The 19,395-nt window shown below is 71.6% G+C and carries 15 protein-coding genes; 11 read left to right on the top strand and 4 right to left on the bottom strand.

Annotated features, from left to right (window positions below; translation table 11 throughout):
• The first annotated feature begins 1 nt into the window (after position 1).
• From D7X32_RS00940 to D7X32_RS00910, 7 genes are read left to right on the top strand one after another with little or no spacing between them, the layout of a single operon-like run.
• Positions 2 to 223 (top strand): hypothetical protein, encoded by a 222-nt coding sequence (locus D7X32_RS00940; RefSeq protein ID WP_120600586.1) that lies wholly within the window; start codon positions 2 to 4, stop codon positions 221 to 223.
• 45 nt (positions 224 to 268) lie between these two features.
• Entirely contained in the window at positions 269 to 490 is a 222-nt protein-coding gene (locus tag D7X32_RS00935; protein ID WP_120600585.1) for a hypothetical protein, read from the top strand.
• 51 nt (positions 491 to 541) lie between these two features.
• Positions 542 to 760, top strand: a complete 219-nt coding sequence (locus D7X32_RS00930; RefSeq protein ID WP_120600584.1) for a hypothetical protein — start codon at positions 542 to 544, stop codon at positions 758 to 760.
• Between the two features lie 60 nt (positions 761 to 820).
• Entirely contained in the window at positions 821 to 3,805 is a 2,985-nt protein-coding gene (locus tag D7X32_RS00925) for a DUF1611 domain-containing protein (protein ID WP_120600583.1), read from the top strand.
• 17 nt (positions 3,806 to 3,822) lie between these two features.
• Positions 3,823 to 5,607 carry a peptidase domain-containing ABC transporter gene (locus tag D7X32_RS00920; RefSeq protein ID WP_158625567.1) on the top strand — a complete coding sequence of 595 codons (1,785 nt, stop codon included), beginning with the start codon at positions 3,823 to 3,825 and terminating at the stop codon, positions 5,605 to 5,607.
• Between the two features lie 24 nt (positions 5,608 to 5,631).
• Complete coding sequence (locus D7X32_RS00915; protein WP_120600581.1) at positions 5,632 to 5,922, top strand: hypothetical protein; 291 nt, start codon at positions 5,632 to 5,634, stop codon at positions 5,920 to 5,922.
• The gene (locus D7X32_RS00910; RefSeq protein ID WP_120600580.1) at positions 5,919 to 6,617 is read left to right on the top strand and encodes a S8 family serine peptidase; all 699 of its coding nucleotides are present in this window, start codon (positions 5,919 to 5,921) and stop codon (positions 6,615 to 6,617) included. The genes D7X32_RS00915 and D7X32_RS00910 overlap by 4 nt, the downstream gene beginning before the upstream one ends.
• A gap of 5 nt (positions 6,618 to 6,622) precedes the next feature.
• Here the strand turns inward: D7X32_RS00910 and D7X32_RS00905 are convergent, their stop codons facing one another.
• Entirely contained in the window at positions 6,623 to 9,241 is a 2,619-nt protein-coding gene (locus D7X32_RS00905) for a carboxypeptidase-like regulatory domain-containing protein (protein WP_120600579.1), read from the bottom strand.
• Between the two features lie 253 nt (positions 9,242 to 9,494).
• Between D7X32_RS00905 and D7X32_RS00900 the strand changes: the two genes are divergently transcribed.
• The 4 genes from D7X32_RS00900 (at position 9,495) to D7X32_RS00885 (ending at position 14,031) form a co-directional block, all read left to right on the top strand.
• Positions 9,495 to 11,663, top strand: a complete 2,169-nt coding sequence (locus D7X32_RS00900; protein ID WP_120600578.1) for a xanthine dehydrogenase family protein molybdopterin-binding subunit — start codon at positions 9,495 to 9,497, stop codon at positions 11,661 to 11,663.
• Between the two features lie 2 nt (positions 11,664 to 11,665).
• Positions 11,666 to 12,154 (top strand): (2Fe-2S)-binding protein, encoded by a 489-nt coding sequence (locus tag D7X32_RS00895; RefSeq protein ID WP_120600577.1) that lies wholly within the window; start codon positions 11,666 to 11,668, stop codon positions 12,152 to 12,154.
• 227 nt (positions 12,155 to 12,381) lie between these two features.
• Positions 12,382 to 12,759, top strand: coding sequence for a hypothetical protein (locus D7X32_RS00890; RefSeq protein WP_120600576.1), 378 nt, complete (start codon positions 12,382 to 12,384; stop codon positions 12,757 to 12,759).
• A gap of 24 nt (positions 12,760 to 12,783) precedes the next feature.
• Positions 12,784 to 14,031, top strand: coding sequence for a hypothetical protein (locus tag D7X32_RS00885; protein WP_120600575.1), 1,248 nt, complete (start codon positions 12,784 to 12,786; stop codon positions 14,029 to 14,031).
• A gap of 9 nt (positions 14,032 to 14,040) precedes the next feature.
• On the opposite strand, the gene D7X32_RS00880 is transcribed toward D7X32_RS00885, so the two are convergent.
• From D7X32_RS00880 to D7X32_RS00870, 3 genes are read right to left on the bottom strand one after another with little or no spacing between them, the layout of a single operon-like run.
• Positions 14,041 to 16,266 carry a YfhO family protein gene (locus D7X32_RS00880; RefSeq protein ID WP_120600574.1) on the bottom strand — a complete coding sequence of 742 codons (2,226 nt, stop codon included), beginning with the start codon at positions 16,264 to 16,266 and terminating at the stop codon, positions 14,041 to 14,043.
• Between the two features lie 32 nt (positions 16,267 to 16,298).
• Positions 16,299 to 18,569, bottom strand: a complete 2,271-nt coding sequence (locus D7X32_RS00875) for a hypothetical protein (protein ID WP_120600573.1) — start codon at positions 18,567 to 18,569, stop codon at positions 16,299 to 16,301.
• Positions 18,566 to 19,366: a DUF3142 domain-containing protein gene (locus D7X32_RS00870; protein WP_439328980.1), complete on the bottom strand. Its 801-nt coding sequence runs from the start codon at positions 19,364 to 19,366 to the stop codon at positions 18,566 to 18,568. The genes D7X32_RS00875 and D7X32_RS00870 overlap by 4 nt, the downstream gene beginning before the upstream one ends.
• Positions 19,367 to 19,395: the final 29 nt, after the last annotated feature.

The following is a 19,395-nucleotide window of genomic DNA, read 5'->3' as shown; positions in this document are numbered from 1 at the left end:
CATGCGGTACACGCGCAAGAACATCTCCGAGCTGCTGGGCACCGTGCAGGGCACGCCCGACGTGACGGGCTTCTGGACGTCCACCGTCGGTGGCACCACGTACAACATCACCCCGTCGGCGGGCGGCAACATCTACCAGGACATCTACAACCCGAACCACCGGATGTGCGAGGACGGCGGCCAGGTCATCTACGAGGACGCGTCCCAGGTGGGCTGCTACTAGCGCCCCCGCGTCCCTCCCCTCCACGCCACACCCGGAGAACCCCCCATGCGTTACACGCGCAAGAACGTCAGTGACCTGTTGAGCTCGGTGCAGGGCAGCCCGGATGTCCAGGGCTTCGGCACCTCGACCTTCGCCGGCTCCACCTGGAACATGGTCCCCTCCTTCGGCGGCGGCGCCGTCTGGCAGAACTCCTGGACGTACCAGTGGACCTGCGAGGACGGCGGCACCGTCACCGCCGAGGACCGCTCCACGTTCGGCTGCTACTAGCCCGCGGTCCGCCTTCCCCCTGCCTTTCCACACGCAACACGGAGGTTCCCGATGCGATTCACGCGCAAGGATGTCTCGGAGCTGCTGGAACGGGTCCACGGAGGCCCGGACGTCCAGGGCTTCGCCACGTCGAACTTCTCCAGCACCACCTATTCGCTCGTCGCCTCGGGACCGGGAACGGTCTGGCAGGACCTCTACAACTCGGCCCACCGGCTGTGTTCCGAGGACGGCGCGACGTCGCCCTCGGAGGACTGCGGCGGCGGCGCCTAGCCTGCCGGCACCGCCGTTCGCCGTACCTCCCCCCGCTTCCCCCCGTCTCGCGGTCCCCTCATGAACACGCGCCTCACCCTGATCCTCAACACCCACATGCCGCAGGTGTTGGGCGAGGGGCCCCTCTTCGATGAGCCGGAGAACTGGCTCTTCGAAGCGCTGACGGAGACATACATCCCCCTGTTCCGGATGATGGAGCGCTGGGACTCCCGGCGCTTCGCCGGCACGCTGGTGATGTCCTTCACCCCGTGCCTCGTGGATCAGCTCGTCGCCTGCGAGGAGCGCTACACCGGCTACCTCCAGCTGCTCAAGCGCATCGCCACGCGCGAGCTGGAGCGCACGTCCCAGCGGGAGCTCTACAACCGCTACGAGAAGTATCCCCAGGCCCTGTCGGACGAGGCGCTCGCCCGGGTCCACGGCACCGCGGGCATGTACCTGCGGCGCGTGGAGGACAGCCTCGCGTTCCTGCGCCAGCACAGCCTGCGCGACGTGTTCGCCTCGCTGGGGCGCTCGCGGCCGCCGGGCGTGCAGCTGTGGACGTCCACGCCGCAGCACAACTTCCTGCCCTTCTTCCAGCCCGCCATCGCGGACCGGCTGGTGGCGCGGGGCGTGGAGTCCTTCCAGGACGTCTTTGGCCGCGAGCCGGACGGCATGTGGCTGCCCGAGTGCGCCTTCCAGCCCGGCCTGGAGCGCGTGCTCACGCGCCATGGCATCCGCCGCACCGCGCTCAGCCTGACGGGCATTGGCGCCTCCCAACCCCAGGACCCCAGCGGCGTGTTCCGCCACGAGGACCTGGAGGTGCTGGTCCACGACTACCGCATCGGGCTGTACCTGTGGAAGTCGCCCGAGTCGACGTTCCCCGCGCACCCCGTGTACCGCGAGTTCTTCCGGGACGTGGGCTTCGACCTGCGCCCCGAGTACTTCGAAGAGCTGGGCGTGCCCGTGCCCGCGAACAAGCGGGGCCACGTGTGGACGGGCCTCAAGTACCACGCGGTGACCGGCCAGAAGGTCGACCTGGGGCAGAAGGCGCTCTACGACGTGGACGCCGCCCGCGCGCAGGTGTCCCGGCACGTGCGCGAGTTCTGGGAGCTGTTGGACTCGCGCCGCTCGCTCGTGCAGGACGGGCAGACGTTCGTGCTCGCGTTCGACACGGAGCTGTTCGGCCACTGGTGGCACGAGGGCGTCGAGTGGCTGGAGGGCGTCATGCAGCCCGCCGCGCCGCTGGAGGTTCCGGCCGCCCCGCCGGCGCCCGAGCCGCCGGCGCTGCCGCGGCTCTACTATTCGACGTGGGGGCGCGACTTCTACAGCGAGCACTGGCTGACGCCGGGCAACGCGTGGATGTACGCGCTCATCAAGCTGGTGGAGGCGCAGCTGCCGGAGCCGGTGGACGCCCAGACGCGGGAGACGTGGCGCCGCTTCGAGGTCTTCAGCGGCAGCGACCTGCTCTTCATGATTCCGGACCCGACGCAGCGGGACCGGGCGCGCTCGCTGTTCCTCGCGCGCTACGCGGACGTCGTGTCGCGGCTGAAGGACTTCTCGCCGGAGCTGCTCACGTCCTTCCCGGTGGACCCCTTCAAGTGCGTGCTCATCCACGTGAGCCGCGCCGGCGGGCAGGAACAGCCGCCGTTCCTCCTGCGCCGGCTGTCGCTGGAGGGCGTGAACACGGAGGCGCGCCGGGAGCTCACGCTCGACGCGGAGGTGCTGGAGGTCGCGGGCCTGCGCGTGGCGTTCCAGTACTTCCTCTTGCACCCGCAGGGCCGCTACGCGCTGCGCGTGGAGGGCTCCGAGCGCGAGCACGTCTTCCAGATGCCGGACTACGGCGTGCCGCTGCTCATCGCGCCGGACACCCGCACCTATCCCAAGTACGACCCGGAGGTGCTCTACCGGAAGTTGGGTGAAATCTGGGAGGGCGACCAGCGGCTGCCGCTCAAGCTGAACCCCACCCTGCGCAGCCGTCACATGTACACGCGCGAGCAGGTGATGGAGGTGCTCGCGGGCAAGCGGACCGCCGTCTTCAAGTACAACAAGGAGGGCTACGCGCTCCTGCGCTTCCGCGACCGCAGCCCGGCCCCGGCGTCCGTCGTCTTCGACGACACGGTGACCCTCAGCGACGCGGGCGCGTACATCCAGGCCGGCGCGCTGTCCGTGCCCGTGGTGAGCGACCCGGCGGACATCGCGCGCCACGACTTCGACGCAGTCGTCTTCACCTGTTCGCTCAACTTCGAGACGGAGGTCCCGCACGTCCGGGCGCTGCTGGAGGTGGCCACGCGCAAGCGGCTGCCGGTGGTGTCGCTGTACGACGACATCCTCTATTACGACCTGTTCGACGGGCTGGAGCCGGACCCGGACCTCTTCTTCCGCGTGGCCGTGCCGGAGCAGGTCGCGCTCGCGCACCCGGGCCCGGTGGCCTACGCGCCGCGCAACCTGCTGGGCGTCTTCGGCACGGACACGGTGCAGGGCAAGTTCACCACGCAGGTCTACCTGCGCGAGGCGCTGGCGAAGCACGTGCGCGTGCGCCACCACGCCACGGAGCCCACGGGCATCCTGCTGGGTTCGGACACGGGCTACTCGCGCGTGCTGCGCGTGGAGCCGCCGCAGCGGCTGGCCTTCGAGCGGCGGCTCATGGCGGACCTGGCGCGGGACTGCGACGTGGTCATCACCGGCGGGCAGAACGGACTGCTCTACACGCCAGCGGGGCTGGACCGCCGGGCCAACGCCTCCACGCTCATCTACGAGACGTTCCTGCCGCGCCTGGTGGTGCTGACCGTGTCGGTGGACACGAAGCCGGAGGACGTGGTCGCGACGCGCGAGTACCTGGAGACGCTGGCCCGCGAGCACGGCGTGCCCTGCACGGTGGTGGGGCTGGCGATGATGGGCGGGCGCAAGCTCCTGGGCAGCCGGTGGACCGAGACGTGGTTCCTGGGCGTCCGGGATGAGGTCCTGGAGGAGGCGCGGCGCAAGATGGAGCAGCACACCGGCCTGCGTGTCCACGCCATCCCGGAGGAAGTGGACGCGCTGGCCCAGAGCGTGCTCACGCACCTGTGATGGAAGCGGGCGGCGCGATGCAGCAAGAAGGGCCTCCCGGGCTGCGGCGGTCGGCGCATTACCTGGCCGAGTTGCTGCGGCTCCTGCGGCCCGCGTGGGGTGCGCTCGCGCGGAGCGCGCTCCTGGGCCCGGTCATCACCGGGCTCTGCCTCATTCCACCCTTCCTCACGCGGCTGTTGTTCGACCACGTGTCGTCCCCGCAGGACCTGGGGCTCTTGCACGTGCTGGTGCTGAGCATCCTCGCCGCGTCGGTGGCGGCGGCGCTCGCGGAGGCGCTGCTGGGCTACTACTCCGCGTACCTGACCGTGAAGCTGGAGAGCTCCTCCGCGCTCTACCTCTTCAACCACCTGCAGCACCTGCCGGATCGCTTCTTCTCCCGGCGCCAGGTGGGGGAGCTCACCAGCCGCTTCGACGACGCGAAGGCGGGCATGGCGCTGGTGCTGGGGCTCATCCGGCTCGTCTTCTCGCAGCTCACCTTCCTGCTCGTCATCCCGTTCACCCTGGCCTCGCTCCACTGGGAGCTGGCGCTGGCGGCCGTGGCCACGCTGCCCTTCGTGGTGGCGGTGCCGCTCATCATGGGCCGCGCCATGGGCCACGCGTGGCAGGAGGTGATGGGCGTGCACGGCGCCCTCCAGGCGCTCCAGGTGGAGACGCTGCGGCAGAGCCGTACGACGAAGGTGCTGGCGCTGGAGCCGTTCGTCTACCAGCGCGCGGCGGGGCTCATGCGGTCCGTGCTGCGGGCGCACCTGAGGGCCCATGGGGTGGAGGGGGTGTTGCGGCTGTTCGAGCGCACCGTGGAGGCCGCGCAGACAGCGCTGTTCACCTGGCTGGGCTGGCGGCTCATCCTCCAGGGCAAGCTGACGCTGGGCGGCTTCATGGCCTTCGTGGCGTATGCCGCGTATCTGCGCGGGCCGGTCATCGAGGCCATCGGCTTCGTCACGGGCCTGCAGCAGCGCGGCATCCACCTGCGCCGCTTCTTCGAGTACCTGCACGAGACGCCGGAGCAGGACCCGGGTCGCTCGCTGACAGCCCCGGGCCCGCTGACGCAGCGGCTCTCCGGTGGGGTGGAGCTGGAGGACGTGTCCTTCGGCTACCTGCCCGGACAGGACGTGCTGCGCGAAGTGAGCGCGCGCCTCCCACCGGGAGCGGTGGTGACCATCGTCGGCTCCAGCGGCTCCGGCAAGACGACGCTCGCGCGGCTGCTGACGCGGCTGGAGGAGCCGGGCCGTGGGCGCGTGCTGTACGACGGGCAGGACGCGCGGACGCTGGAGCTGTCCGACCTGCGCCGGCAGCTCGCGGTGGTGTGGCAGGACGTGGAGCTGTACCACGGCACCGTGCGCGACAACCTCACCCTGGGGCTCTCCGGCGTGAGCGACGAGGACCTGCGGCAGGCGGTGCGGCTGTGCGCCCTGGAGCCCGTCCTCGCCGCGCTGCCCCAGGGCTTCGACACGCCGGTGGCCGAGGCGGGCGCGAGCCTCTCCGGCGGACAGCGGCAGCGGCTGGCGCTGGCCCGGGCGGTGCTGCGCGATGCGCCGGTGCTGCTGTTGGACGAAGCCACCTCGCAGCTCGACGTGGAGACGGAGTCCGCCATCGTGCGGGGCCTGCTCTCGCGGGCCCGGGAGCGAGGCCAGACGGTGTTGTTCATCACGCACCGGCTGGCCAACGCGCCCCTGGCCGACGAGGTGTGGATGCTCGCGGGAGGACGGCTGGTGGGCCGGGGGCCGCACGCGGAGCTGCTCGCGCGCTGTGCTCCGTACCAGCGGCTGTTCCGCGCGGGCATGGGCGAGGCGGACGCCGCCTAGTGGCGGATGGAAAGGTCTTTGGTCATGGCGAACGAGCTCCCACACCCCACCGCATCGCCGCGGCCCTCGCGGCTGCCCATGCTGGAGGACCCCGACCACGCCGGCCTCTTCGTCATCCGGCGCATTGGCACCCTCACGTTCCTGCTCATCGCGGCGCTCGCCGCGGGGATGGGGCTCGCGGGTTCGCTCGTGCACCTGACCGTGTCCGTGCCGGACGCCGTCCCGCCCCGCACGGAGTCCGTGTCCCTGGGCACCTACGTCTTCCGGCAGCTCCAGCGCTGGAGTCCTTCGCGGACAGGAGGCGCGGCGCCGTGAAGAAGGTGGGCATCATCGACAGCGGCGTGGAGGTGGCCTTCCTGCGCGAGCACGCGCTGTCCCTGGCGGGGGCGGCGTCCTTCACGCTCGACCTGGACGCGCAGGTGCTGGAGGCGCGCGCCTATGAGCGGGAGGACCTGGAGGCGTGGCGGGCCGGCGCGGGCACGCTGGACCTGGAGGACACGCACGGGCACGGCACGGCCGTCCTGAGCATCCTCCACGACCAGGTCCGCCCCTGGCCGGACGTGGAGGTCTACGTCGCCCGCGTCCTGGACCAGAACATTCGCGGACACTCGCTGTGCCTGGTGGAGGCCATGGGCTGGATGCTCGACGAGGTGGGCGTGGACCTCCTCAACCTGAGCCTGGGCACGACCCACCGCGCGCTGGAGGCGTCCATGCGCGACCTCACGGACCGCGCGGCGGCACGGGGCGCCATCATCGCCTCCTCCGCGGGCGGGATGCCCACCCTGCCCGCGCAGTTGGAATCGGTGGTGTCCGTGGGGGACCCCGCCCTCATGGAGCGCGTGGGCGCGGATGTGAAGGTGGACCACGTCGTGAAGGAGCGGGAGGTGAAGCTCTACATGGGCGGCCACTGGATGCAGGTGCCCATGACGACCAGCTTCGCCTGCGCGGTGGCGGTGGCCGGGGTGCTGCGCGACGGCCCTCCGCCGGGCTGGCGGCGCGGAAACCGCTGACCGCCTCACGGCGTGGGCGGCGTCACTTCCAGGGCGACGTCGCCCAGGTCCAGCACCTCGCCTTCCTTCACCTTCAGCGGCCGGCGCAGCTGTCCCTGGGAAGGGCCTCCCATGGCAAGGAGGACACGCTCGCCCGCGCGAACGCCACTCAACACGAAGCGGCCCTCCTTGTCGGCATGATCCCGAGCGAGTGGCTCGCCCTCGATGAAGATGTAAGCGTCGGGGACGGGTGCCTTCGTGGCCGCGCTGACCAACCGGCCTTGCACGGTGGCAGGCGCCGTCAGGGGGATCTCCACTTCGAGCACCGCGCCCGTGCCGGGAGAGGCCAGGGCCTCGCCGACGGAACCGTCCACCGTGCGCGCCGTCAGCTTCACGGGCTCGGGGGGAACGTCGCGCAATTCGAAGCGATCCCCGGAGAACTCCAGGGTGCCGTCCCCCTTCATGGGGAGGAAGCCCTTCTGGAGCTGAAGTGACAGGGTGAAGCCCTGCACGGGCTCGCCCTTGCGCACCACCCGGCCGCGGAGGAACGCCGCGGGCCGCAGCCGCACCACCACCTGCTGGTCGGCGGTCACGGGCATGGCTTCGCTCGAGCGCCCGCCGTTTCGCGCGTCCAGCAACACCCGGCGCGTGGGGGGACCTCCCACGCGGGTAGCGGAGATGGCGAAGCGTCCCTCTTCATCCGTGGGCGTCATCGACAGGGGAATGTTCTGTCCGTCCGCCGGCATGAGGGTGATGGTGGCATGCGGCGAGGGCGAACCATCCGGCTCGAGGACGACACCCCGGTACTCGCTCACGTCGCGCGGCTCTTCCCACGTGAACTCGACCGGCACCGACCGTCCCATCTCCACGAGCACACGCTTCGTCGGCCCCTGGACGAAGCGGCCGCGCGCCGAGAGCAGGAGGATGTAGTTCCCCGCGGGTAGCACCATCCGGAAGGCGCCTTCGGCGTCCACCACCGCCTGCCCCGTGCCTGGCGTCACGCGCTCACGTCGCGGCTCCGCTGGCGGTTCCATCAGGGCCGTCACCTCCAGTTGCCCATCCGGCAGGGAGCCCCGGGCCGCGCGCACCACGCCGTTCACGGTGCCCGTACCGTCGAGCGTGAAGTCCGCGCGGGCCGTCTGGTTCGCCTCCACGGTGACGAACTGGATGACGCCCACCGTGGATCCCTCGTGGCGCGCGGAGAGGGACAGGCGGCCCGTGGCGATCCCCTCCAGCCGGTAGCGGCCGTCCGCGTCGGTGCGGGCCTCGATGGGAGGCCCGTCCATTCCGTTGCTCCAGCGGTTGACGCCCGACACCCGGGCCCCGGCCACGGCTGCACCGTTCCGGTCGCGCACCTGACCTTCCACCGCGCCAGTTCCCGAGAGCTTGAACTCGAGGGGGAAGCGCTCGCCCTGCCTCACCGTCAGGCCACGGCGGATGGCGGGCGAGTAAGCCGGCGCCGTGACGTTCGCGTCGTAGCTGCCGGGAGCGAGCCCTCGCACGAGGAAGTGCCCCTCCGCGTCCGACATGGCGACACCCGGGTCACTGTCGGAGCCCGAGAGGGTGACGTCGACGCGGGCGCCCTCCACCGGCTGACCCGAGGACGCCTCCACGACGCGCCCCTCCAGCACCGCGCCGGGTCCCAGTTGGATGCGCACGTCGCGCACGGTGCTCCCCGCGACGCAGAGGACCGGCAGGTCGAGCGCGCCGGACTCCTCGCCGCGCCGCGCGGACAGGGGATGGGCTCCGGGCTCCACCTCCACGGAGAAGCCGCCCTGCGCGCCCGTCGTCACCGCCTGCGAGGCGCTGTCGCCCACCCGCACCTCGGCGTCCGCGGCGGGCTGGCCCTTCGAGTCCACGACGAAGCCCTCGATGACGCTCGCCAGCCGGAGCGCCAGCGTCAGCGGGCCTTCCGTGGGAATGCGCAGGCGGCTGAGCACCACGCGCGCGTAGCCGGGGGCGCGGGCCTCCAGCAGGTAGGCGCCTGGGGTGAGCCCGTCGACGCGGAAGTTCCCCCGCTCGTCGCTCGTGGCGAAGACGCGCTCGTCGTCGGGAGCATCCGCGCGCTGCCAGGCCTCCAGTTCGCGGGAGTGCGCCGTGAGGACGACCTCCACGAGGGGCAGCGGTTCATTCGTTCCATGCACCACCGTGCGGCCCGTGAGCGATTGCGCGGGCTCCAGGGAGATCTGGAGCGCCGTGCGCGACTCACCGAGAGGGCGGACCACGTCGCGCAGGAGCGGGGCCCGGTCCGGGGCGCGGACCGCCACCAGGTAGCGGCCGGGCCTGGAGGCGAGCCGGACGTGTCCTTGTGGATCCGTGAGGCCGGAGCCTGTCAGCGTCCACGTGGACGTCCGCGCACCCGGTGCGTAGAGCCGCACGGTGGTTCCGGGCGAAGGCTTCCCACCGGAGAGGACCTCCACATCCAGCGTGCCGTCCGCCTCGCTCGGGGACTGCGCCGTCGGGAGCGCGCTGCCCTCCTGCTCGGGGCGCCCGGCAGTGGGCGCGAGGCGAGTGGAGCCCTTCCGCGCGAGCGTGGCTTCCGAGCTGCCCCCGGGCGCGGCCGGTCCACGGGAGCGCAGCACCCAGAACAGCACGAGGCCGCACGCGACCAGGACCGCCACTCCACCGATGAGCCACCTGCGCATGCCCGCCGTCCTCGCCCCGCCTCCATGGGGTACCGGACACCAGTATCACCCGAAGCCACGTGCACGTCCCGCCCTGGACTCCAAGCACCAGGGACTCACGCTTCAGGTCGAAGCGCGGAAACGGGCTCCCCCAGCAGCGCGTCAGGACCGTCCGGGGTCCTGTCCTGGATGCTTCCGCGTCCCAGGTGACAGGTGCCGCACAGGGCTCCCTGGGTCGTTGGGCCCGCCCACGGCCGCGTGAGACACTTTGCCCATGGCTGACTTGCTGCCCGAGGACGCGGCACCTCCCAGCGGCTTCGACCGCCGCAAGTTCCTGACGTGGCTGGTGGCCTCGCCCACGTTGATGGTCGCGGCGCGGTGCGGGCTCGACCTTCCTTCCGCCCAGGCCGCGGAGCCCACGACGGATCCAGCGGCGCTGGAGGAGACACCGCTCAACCTCTACGTCGCCGTCCGGACCGATGGGCGCGTCGTCGCCACCCTGCCCCGCACGGAGATGGGCCAGGGCATCACCACCGCCGTGACCATGCTCGTCGCCGAGGAGCTCGACACCGGCCTGGATGCCGTGGACGTGTGCACCGCCGACGCGGATCCCCGCTGGCTCATCCAGCTCACCGGCCTGTCCTCGACGATGCGCTACCTGGCCGGTCCGCTCCGCGCCGCCGCCGCGGAGGCCCGGGCACGGCTCGTCACCGCCGCCGCGCACCGCTGGCGGGTGCTGGCCCTCACGCTCACCACGACGCAGGGCGAGGTCCGCGCTCCCGACGGCCGCAGGCTGGGCTACGGCGAACTGGCGGAAGACGCCGCGCACGTGCTGCTGCCAGAGGTGTCCCCGCTGCCGAAATCTCCAGGTGAATACACCGTGGTCGGTCAGCCCACGGGACGCGTCGACGCACGCGACATCGTCACCGGCGCGGTGCGCTTCACCCTGGACCTCGACATTCCGGGCGCGATGCCGACGGTGGTGGCGCGGCCTCCCACGCTGCGCGGCACGGTCCTGTCCTTCAATGCCTCCACGGCCCGGGCCATGCCTGGCGTGGTGGGCGTGGTGCAGCTTTCGTCAGGCGTGGCGGTGGCGGCCCGGACGTTCGCGCAGGCCTTCGCCGCTCGCGACGCGTTGCAGGTCACCTGGGCACCAGGTCCGGCCAGCCACCTCTCCGACGCCGACATCCGGACCCGGCTGCGAGACGCCATCGGGCCCCGGCCGCTGCCCCCGCTGCTCACGACGCGGGTCGTGGAGGGGCGCTTCGACTTCCCCTACCTCGCGCACGCGCCCATGGAGACACAGAGCTGCGTGGCCCGCGTGACAGGCGACGTCGCGGAAGTCTGGTCCGGCGTCCAGGATCCGAAGTTCGCGCGGAATCAGGTCGCCGCGGCGCTCGGCTGGGCGCTCACCCCGCAGCGGGTCACCGTGCATCCCATCCGCGCCGGGGGCGGGTTCGGCCGGCGCTTCTTCACCGAGGCCGCGGTGGAAGCCGCGCTCATCTCGCGGTCGCTCGGGCAGCCGGTGAAGCTGATGTGGAGCCGCAACGACGAGATGCGCCACGGCCACTACCGGCCCGCGAGCCACCATCGCATCCTCGCCTCGCTGGGACCTGGCGGCTCCATCCTCGGCTGGCAACACCGCGCCGCCATTCCCACCGTGGAGTTTCCCCACGGCTTCGGAGACCTCCTCACCTCGCTCGCCGGGCAGGTCCTGCCGGAGGTCACCAGCGCGCTGTTCTTCACGCTGACCCAGCACGTCCCCTACCAGTTCGGCTGGGTGGCGCAGGAGCTGGCCGAAGTGCCGCTCCCCATTCCCACGGCCTCCTTCCGCTCCGTCTTCACCAGCCAGGTGGGCGTGGCCAATGAAATCTTCGTCGACCAGCTGGCCCGCGAGCTCCAACGAGACCCCGTGGAGCTGCGGCGCTCACGCCTCACGTCCCGACGGCTCAAGGCCGTCCTGGACCGGGTGGTGCTTGAAGGCGCCTGGGGCCGCACGCTGCCGCCCGGTGTCGCCCAGGGAGTCGCCGTGCTGGAGGAGTGGGACAGCGCCATCGCCCACCTCGTCGAGGTGGACGTCACCAGCGGGACGCCGCGCGTGCTGCGCGTGATCATCGCCGCGGACGTGGGCTTGCCCATCAATCCCAAGGGCGTCGAAGCCCAGCTCCAGGGCGCCGCGATGGACGCGATGTCCACCACGCTGAGCGCGGGGCTCCACATCGACGCGGGCGCGGTGCGCGAGGGCAGCTTCGCGGACTACCGGTGGCTGCGGATGAAGCACGCGCCCGCCTCCATCCAGGTGCACCTCGTGCGCTCCGACAACCGCGTGGGTGGCGTGGGCGAGCTGGGCTATCCCAGCGCGGCGGCGGCCCTGGCCAATGCCATCGCACGTGCGACAGGCACCATGCCCACCCGCTTCCCCATCCTCGACGAGGGAGCCTGACCATGCCGGCCCATCAATTCATCCTCAACGGTCAGCCGGTGTCGGTGGAGTCGCCCTCGGACCTGCCCCTGCTGTGGGTGCTCCGCGACGTGCTGGGCGTCACGGGCCCCAAGTACGGCTGCGGCGTGGGCGTCTGCGGAGCGTGCACCAGCCACCTGGACGGCGAGGCCTTCCGTCCCTGCCTCCACCCCGTGGGCGAAGTCGCGGGCCACGAGGTGAAGACCATCGAGGGACTGGCGGACGCGGCGGGACTGCATCCCGTGCAGCAGGCGTGGATCGCGGAGGACGTGGCCCAGTGCGGCTTCTGCCAACCGGGGCAGATCATGGCCGCGGTCGCGCTGCTGCGGAGGAATCCCCAGCCATCCGACGCGGACATCGACGCGGCCATGAGCGACAACGTCTGCCGCTGCGGCACCTACGTCCGCATCCGGTCCGCCATCCACCGCGCGGCGCTGCTGCTGCGAAGCGCAGCCGGCCCCCAGCGGAGGTGAACCCGGACCCGCCACCGGAGTCGGCGCGGGCCGGAACCACGTGGGCTCCGCGCGTCCCCTGCGGGCCTTCATCGAACTGGCGCGGGAGCTCCTCCCCCGCCGCTGAAATGGGTGAGGCTGCTCGACTCCCGCGCGGGCAGGCGGGCATGCTTCACGCCGCTGACTTCCCCTTCTCGTAGACTGTTATGGCGGGAGACGGGCCGGTCCCACACCGAAAGGACAGGAACATGGCGCAGCACGGAAAGCGCGTGGGTCTCTTCATGGCGTTCGCAATGACGGCGGCCCTCCTGGGCGCTCCCGCCCACGCGGAGGGCGCGGCGAAGAAGCCCAAGACCTCCGCTTCCGCGAAGGCGGACGCCGGGGTCGAAGGCAAGGACGCGGGCACGGCCGCCACGCCGGAGAAGGACGCCACCGCGCCCCAGGGCGCCGGCCGCTGCACGGGCAAGCCGAACTTCTGTGGCGTCTTCTCCCAGATGTACTGCAGCAGCCAGCCTGGATGTGCCTACATGTTCGGGTCCAATATGTGCGGCGGCGTGGCCATGGCGTGTGAGAAGGCCACCAACGAAGCGTTCTGCAAGAAGATCAAGGGCTGCTCCTGGAAGTAGCCCTCACGCCCCCTGGGGTCCGCCATGCCGAAGCGCGAATTCGACGAGGGCATCGACACCGCGACCCTTCCCCGCGTCTCCATCCTGTTCATCCCCTTCGACGCCGCGAAGAAGTTCTACAAGGCCAACACCACCAAGGGCGTGAAGGGGCTGAGCGCCACCTTCGATGACACAGGCAAGCGGGTGGACGGCGCGAACCTCGCGAACCCGCTCGTCCCCAGCCTGGCCTCCAGCGCCTTCCTGCAGGGGCCGGACATCGCCTCGAAGCTCGCGGACATCGTGCAGCAGGAGTGCGACCTCATCCGCAACATGCACAACCCCGACTCCGACTATGACGACAACTACCAGTCCTGGTTGAAGAGCAACGGCCCCCAGGCGGCGGACACGTCCCAGTGGAGCGACCGGCGCAAGAACCGCATCGAGCGGAACCTGCGCGGCTACAAGCACTACCCCGTCTTCGTGTTCCTGTCGGAGAACCCCACGGGCTCGCCCTTCCCGGACCGCATCGACCCCTCCGGCCTGGGCATGTCCTACGTGCGCAGGCACCTCATCGACGACGCGACGGTCAAGGGCATCAAGCACGTCAACGAGATTGCCCTCTACCTGCGGGAGGACATCCACGAGCAGGTGGAGAACCCGAAGAACGACGGCTTCTACCTGGAGGCCACCACCCTCACCCGGAAGACGGCGTCCATCCAGACGAAGCTGAAGTCCAAGGACGAGTACATCCTCAAGGTGACGCTCGGGAACCGGTATGGCCATTCGGTGACGGTGGCCGGCGTGCACCTGCGCGCGTCGCTGACCGGCTCCAACCCGCATGAGCGCCAGGTGGAGCGCAATGCCTTGCAGACCTTCTGCGTGTCCGAGGGCATCCAGGTGATGGTGGGGGACTTCAACATGGACCTCCAGGAGACGACCCAGGGCAGCCGGGGCGTCTTCTTCGACGGCCGGCCGGAGACCCAGCCCACGTACATGCTGGCCCACAAGTGCACGGAGGCCATTCCGCTCTTCCACCAGCAGTATTCGAACTCCGCCGGCAACGCCCACTACATGGGCTACTACCAGGCGGACACCGAGCACCTGGAGCTGTCCGGCCCCGGAATGTACGGCCTGATGGGCGCCAGCGGCTCCAGGCACCTCAAGTCCGAGGGCAAGTACTACTCGGACCATCCGTCCATCTACCTGCAGGTGAAGTCCACGCGCCTGTCCGACGACGCGCGCAACAAGATCATCGCGCGGAAGATCCTCCGCGTCGTGCGGCCCATGAAGTGAGCAGGGGCGTCAGGGCGCCCGCGGACGCCTGAGCACCGCGGCCACGAGCCCCAGCCAGCCGAGCACGGACAGGGCCAGGCCCAGGCGGAAGCTCAGCGGGCGGTAGTCGAAGCGGACCGTGTGGAGACCCTTCGGAACCCGCACGGCGCGCAGCGCCAGGTCCGCCCGGTGGAGGGGCACGTCCTGTCCGTCCACGGTCGCGGTCCAGCCCGGATAGTGGCTGTCGGACACGACGAGGTAGCTGTCGTCGCAGGCCTCCACCTTCAACTCCAGGTGCTGGGCGCCCTGGCGCACCCATTCCACGGCGCCCATGCACGCGGGCCGCTCCAGCGGCTCGCCCGAGGCGAGGAAGGCGGTGTGACGGAAGGGCTGGGAGCCATCCTCCACCGCCGCGAGCGCCTGCGCATCCGTCACCACGCGGGCGCGCTGCACCAGGAACGCGCGCGGCATCGCGGTGCGCGAGCGCGACAGCGTGGTGCCGTCCTCCGCCGTGTTGAGCAGCTCCAGGTCGTCGAAGGGCGGCGGTCCGTGGCGCAGGTAGTGGGTGACGCCCGTGAGGTCGAAGACGGTGCGCTCACCCGCGTCGTGGAAGACGTCCGTGTACCGGGGCTCGGGGGCGCCGAAGCCCTCCAGCGCGGGCAGGCGCTCCTCCACGAAGCGGTTGGGCATGAGCTGTTCGCGGCTGCGCTCGATGGTGTTGCCCTTGCCCACGCGCGTGGGGTCCTCGGGGCCCTGGATGTCCACGCTGATGCGGCCCGCGTAGGGCTCTGGCAGGAAGACGCGCAGGGAGAAGGGCCGCAGCAGCGCCTCCAGGGGCGTGTACCGCGGCCGGTCCAGCACCGCGTGCGACGCCGCCACCTCCAGCACCGCGAGCACCGCGATGCCCTGACGCACCCGGCGGGGCCGCGCGAAGGCGCCGCGAGGCCAGAGCACCACGAGCACGGCCAATCCCAGACACAGGGGCACCCAGGGAGCGCCCGCGTCGGCGGAGGCCCGCATGGGCAGACGGCGGACCACGGGCCCGATGGCGGCCATGGCGCCCACCATGCCCACCAGGGCCACGGCCGCGCGCAGGCGCGAGGGACGCAGGCGGCGCGCGAACCTTCCCAGCGCATCCACCCCGAAGGCGGACAGCACGGACACGCAGAACGCGGCCCCCACGAAGTACTTCACCGGGTAGCGGAAGAGGGAGAACGGGGGCACGTGCAGCAGCACCCAGGCCGCGGGCGCGAAGTGCCGGCCCAGGCTCAGCGCCACGAGCAACAGCGCGCCCACCGCGAAGGCCCGGGCGCGCCGCGGCCCGCGGACGGCGCCCAGCACCGCGAGCGCGCAGGGCAACGTCCCCAGGAAGAGGCTGAGGATGAACCACTGGTCCTCGCCCCAGTAGCTTCCCCGGGGCCAGTCCGCGAGCGGCCACAGCGCGGACAACACCTGGGGCCACGACACGGACCAGACGAGCCGCCAGGACCAGGCGTCCTGCAACCGGAGGGAGTTGCGCGCGAACTCGGCGGTGGGCAGCAGCGCCACCGCGGCGAGCACCGCCGACAGCGCCAGCCCCCCCGTCACGCGCGCCACCGAGCGCGCCCGGGCCCCCGCCGCCTGCCGTGGCGCGAGGCCCGCCACCAGCACCGCGACCAGCCCCTGCCACAGCGTGGTCTCCGGCGAGCCCGCGAAGAGCGACAGCGCGCTGTACACGGCGAGCCGCGCCAGGGGCCCGCGCCCCGGGCGGTGGGTGGCGTCATGCGCGGCGCCCAGGATGAAGCCGCTCCAGGCGGCGGCGTCGACGAGGTTCTGCTGGAGGCCCAGCCGGGTCATCATCGTCGACAGCCCGAACGTGGCGCCCGCGACGGCGGCCGCGGGCCAGGACACGCGCAGCCTCCGGCACAGCAGGAACACGCCCACCGCCGCGAGCACGACGTGCCCCAGCTGCATCACCGTCATGGACACGATGGGCCCCGTGAGCAGCACGGCGGCCCAGCGCGGCGGGTAGTACACCTGCGAGTAGAGGGTCGCCGCGAACGGCTGCCCCAGGCGCAGGTACGGGTTCCACAGGGGCACCTCGCCAGCGTGCAGCGACTCCAGCAGGAAGGCCGAGTCCGGGAAGAAGATGCGGAACAGGTCCCGGCCCGCGAGCAGGTGCCCGGTGAAGACCGGCCAGTAGACGAACGCGACGAGCGCCAGCAGCCCCACCACCGTGGGGAGCCCTGCCCGTCCTCGCGTTCGCGGCGTCGTCATGCCGGCGGCATCGTAGGCCGGAGGGCCGCCCGTCAGTAGACGTATGGCGAGCGGCGCGCCCACTCCGTCTTGCCGTATTGCTTGTGGAGCCAGGCGAAGGCCTTCTTCGCCTCCGGGGTGTTCTGGCCGCAGCCCCGCTTGCTGGACCGGACCGCGCGGAACAGCGCGATGGGCGAGCGCGGATCCGCCGGGTGCGCCTTCGCCCAGTCCAGCGCCACGCGGGAGAAGAAGGCCACGGAGGAGCCCGCCTCGTTGAGGGCCTTCCACTCGCTGGCGGCGTCCGCCCGCTCCTCCGGGCTCGCGAACGGCAGCGGCCCCGGCGTTCCCGGCGGCGCCTCAAGGTTCTTCGTCCCCGGCACGCACCACCCGTTCCGGAACCAGCTCAGGTCCTCGGTCAGGTCCAGCTGCGGTGAGACGTTCGCCAGCCGGTCCCGGTTGGGCTCCAGCCTCGCGGAGACAACGGGCAGCCCCATGAGCAGCAGCCGCGCGTCGAAGAGGCGCTCCTCCACCGTGGGCCGTCCCACGACAGCCAGGAGCTCCGCGCGCGCCTTGGGCTCCGCCTCCGCGAGCGTGGCCGCCTGGGCCTTGAGGGTCTCGTCGTCCCCCACCACGGCGGCGCGGGCGAACACGGCCCACGACAACTGCCGGCGCAGCGCGGGACTCAGTCCGGGGAGCGCGACCCACTCACGCATCCGGCGCGTGGGGACATGGGATTCCAGAAAGGACGCCCATATGGGGCTGAGCCCCATCGCCACGGTTTCGGGCGTCTGGGCATTCCAGTCCTGATGGGAGGACGCACCGTCCTCGTCGACCACGAGCTGGGCCGCGTTGCGCAGCGCCTCGTCCCAGCTGTTCGCCAGGTGCAGCCGTTCCTCGCGCAGGAAGTTGTCCGCGGACGGCAGGTCGCGCACCAGCGCCACCGGGATGGCGTCCAGCCGCGCCCGGGCCTCCGTCAGCGCGCCACGCTCCCGCAGCAACTGCACGGAGTGCCACGCGAGCGTCAGGCCCGCGGGGGACTCCACCGGCACCTTCTCCGCGTCCGCGAGCAGCTCGGGCACCTCCGGCGCGTCCGCGCGGGCCGACAGCAGCGCGAGCACGAGCCAGGGCAGGTGCGCGCTCTTCTTCCAGCGGGCCACCGCGGTCCCGAAGGCCTTCGCAGGCCATGGCGCCTCCGGGATGCCGGCCTCGTCGGGGGGACGGGTGGACATGAGCTGGAGCCACGCGGAGAGCTCCGCCGCCCGAGGCTTCAACCCCGGGCAGGTGACGGCGTTGCCGTCCGCGTCGAGCGTGAACGAGATGCCAGCCAGATCCGACTCCAGCCCGGAGCCCGTCCCCTTCTCCAGCACCCGCGAGAACAGCTCGCACCGCCAGGTCTCCGGCGACAGGCGCCAGCGCACGATGGACAGCAGGCGCCGCGTGGGACCGTGCACCTCGCGCAGCTTCGGATCCGCGAGCACCTTCTGGATGGCCTCTTCCGCCCGTGTGAAGCGCGCCAGCACGGTGGCGTCCACCCTCTCCGGGTACCCTTCACCCTCGGGCATCCCGAACATCGCCTCGCGCACGCGGGTGCGCGCCACGAGGTACGCGGCGAGTGTCCGGTAGGGGGAGTCCGCGGTGTTGGCCAGGGCCTGGAAGCCCTCCGCCGCCGCGTCGTACTTCCCGCAGTACAGGTGCATGGCCGCCGCCTGGTAGTCGCGCTCGGCCTGACGGCGGGCCTTCTCTCGCGGCGTCAGCGACTCCTCGATGCCCGGCGCCGGCATGGACAGGGCACAGCCCCCGCCCAGGACGGTGTCCTGGTTGCCCACCCACTCCGTCAGCAACGCCGGGCGCCGCTTCCACTCCTTCGCGAGCGCGCGGGCCGTGACGGCGGCGTGCAGGAAGGCATCACCGTGGATGTAGGAAGCGCTGGATTGATCCGCGAGCCGGATGGAGTCCAGCTGCCGCAGGTCCCCGGCGGGCACGACCTCCTGCCGGACGGCGGTCCATTGATTGCTGGCCCACCACGGGTCAGGTCCATAGCGGCCCTCCGCGTCCCCCCATCCCGCCACCAGGTGCTTCTGTTCATCCGCCGTGGTGGGGATGCCCATCATCGAGCGCCAGGCGAAGGCGAGGTAGGGCAGGTCGAGCGTGCGGCGGAGGACGCCCAGGCGCCCGGCGGAGTAGCTATCGAAGGGCCGGTCGGGATTGTCGACGATGTGGAAGCGGGGATCGGGTCCGAAATCGGGCCCGCAGGCGTCGGCGATGACGGGAGGCAGCAGGACCGCGAGGCCCACGAGCCCCAGGACTGTTCTTGCGTTCTTCATGACTGGGTCTCCGCCACGGCGCGAGCGAACGCGTCGGGCGTCCACGGCCGGGGGTTGAAGAGGTAGAGGGTCGAAACGCCGGGAGGCACGGGCTGCCACTCGTCCATCGCCAGGCCCATGCTGCCCGCGCACGGGCGGGGCAGGCCGCGCGCGAACCGCGCACGCCAGACCGGCCCGTCCGGGCCCATGCGGAAGAGCTGCGGCACCACTTCCTCCACGGGCGCCCGGGCAATCCAGCTTCCGGGCACGCACCATGACGCGAGCCCCGTGATGGACAGCGGCATCCCCGGAGGCAGGCGCGCGCGCAGCCGCTGGAGCAGGTCGACGTAGGCGTCGTATTCCGATGCGCGGGCATCGAAGTCCAGCTGCAGCGCGGTCACGTCAGCGCGGCGGCGCGCAAGCGAGTCCAGCAGCCCGGCCAGGGCCTCCAGGCGTTCGGGAGTGAAGCGCGCGAGCGAACCGCCCGGGAGCATCTGCAACCGCACGGTGGCAATCAACGCGGTGCCCGGGGGAACGCGGAGCGGCTGCCGGCGGTGCAGCACGTGGACGTCCCCGTCGGCAAGGTCGAGCGTCGCGAGCAGGAAGGCGACGTCCACCGCGCGGCCCTCCAGGAAGCGCAGGTCCTCCGGCCGCTCCCAGGCCCAGAGGACCATGCGGGGCGGCGGCGACACCGGCGTCACCTGCGGGGCCACGGACAGCGGCAGGCACAGCACCGTGAGGACGGCGGTGGCCAGGAAGCCGCGCCGTGGGCCGGGTGCCGCGGGCGGGAGGGAAGGTTCGGGGAGCATCGCGGCCATGGAGCCACGGCCGGGCACCCTGCCCGGCC

Source organism: Corallococcus carmarthensis, assembly GCF_003611695.1.
Classification (GTDB): domain Bacteria; phylum Myxococcota; class Myxococcia; order Myxococcales; family Myxococcaceae; genus Corallococcus; species Corallococcus carmarthensis.
Note: the sequence above shows the minus strand (reverse complement) of the source record. Positions and strands in the feature narration are given on the sequence as shown.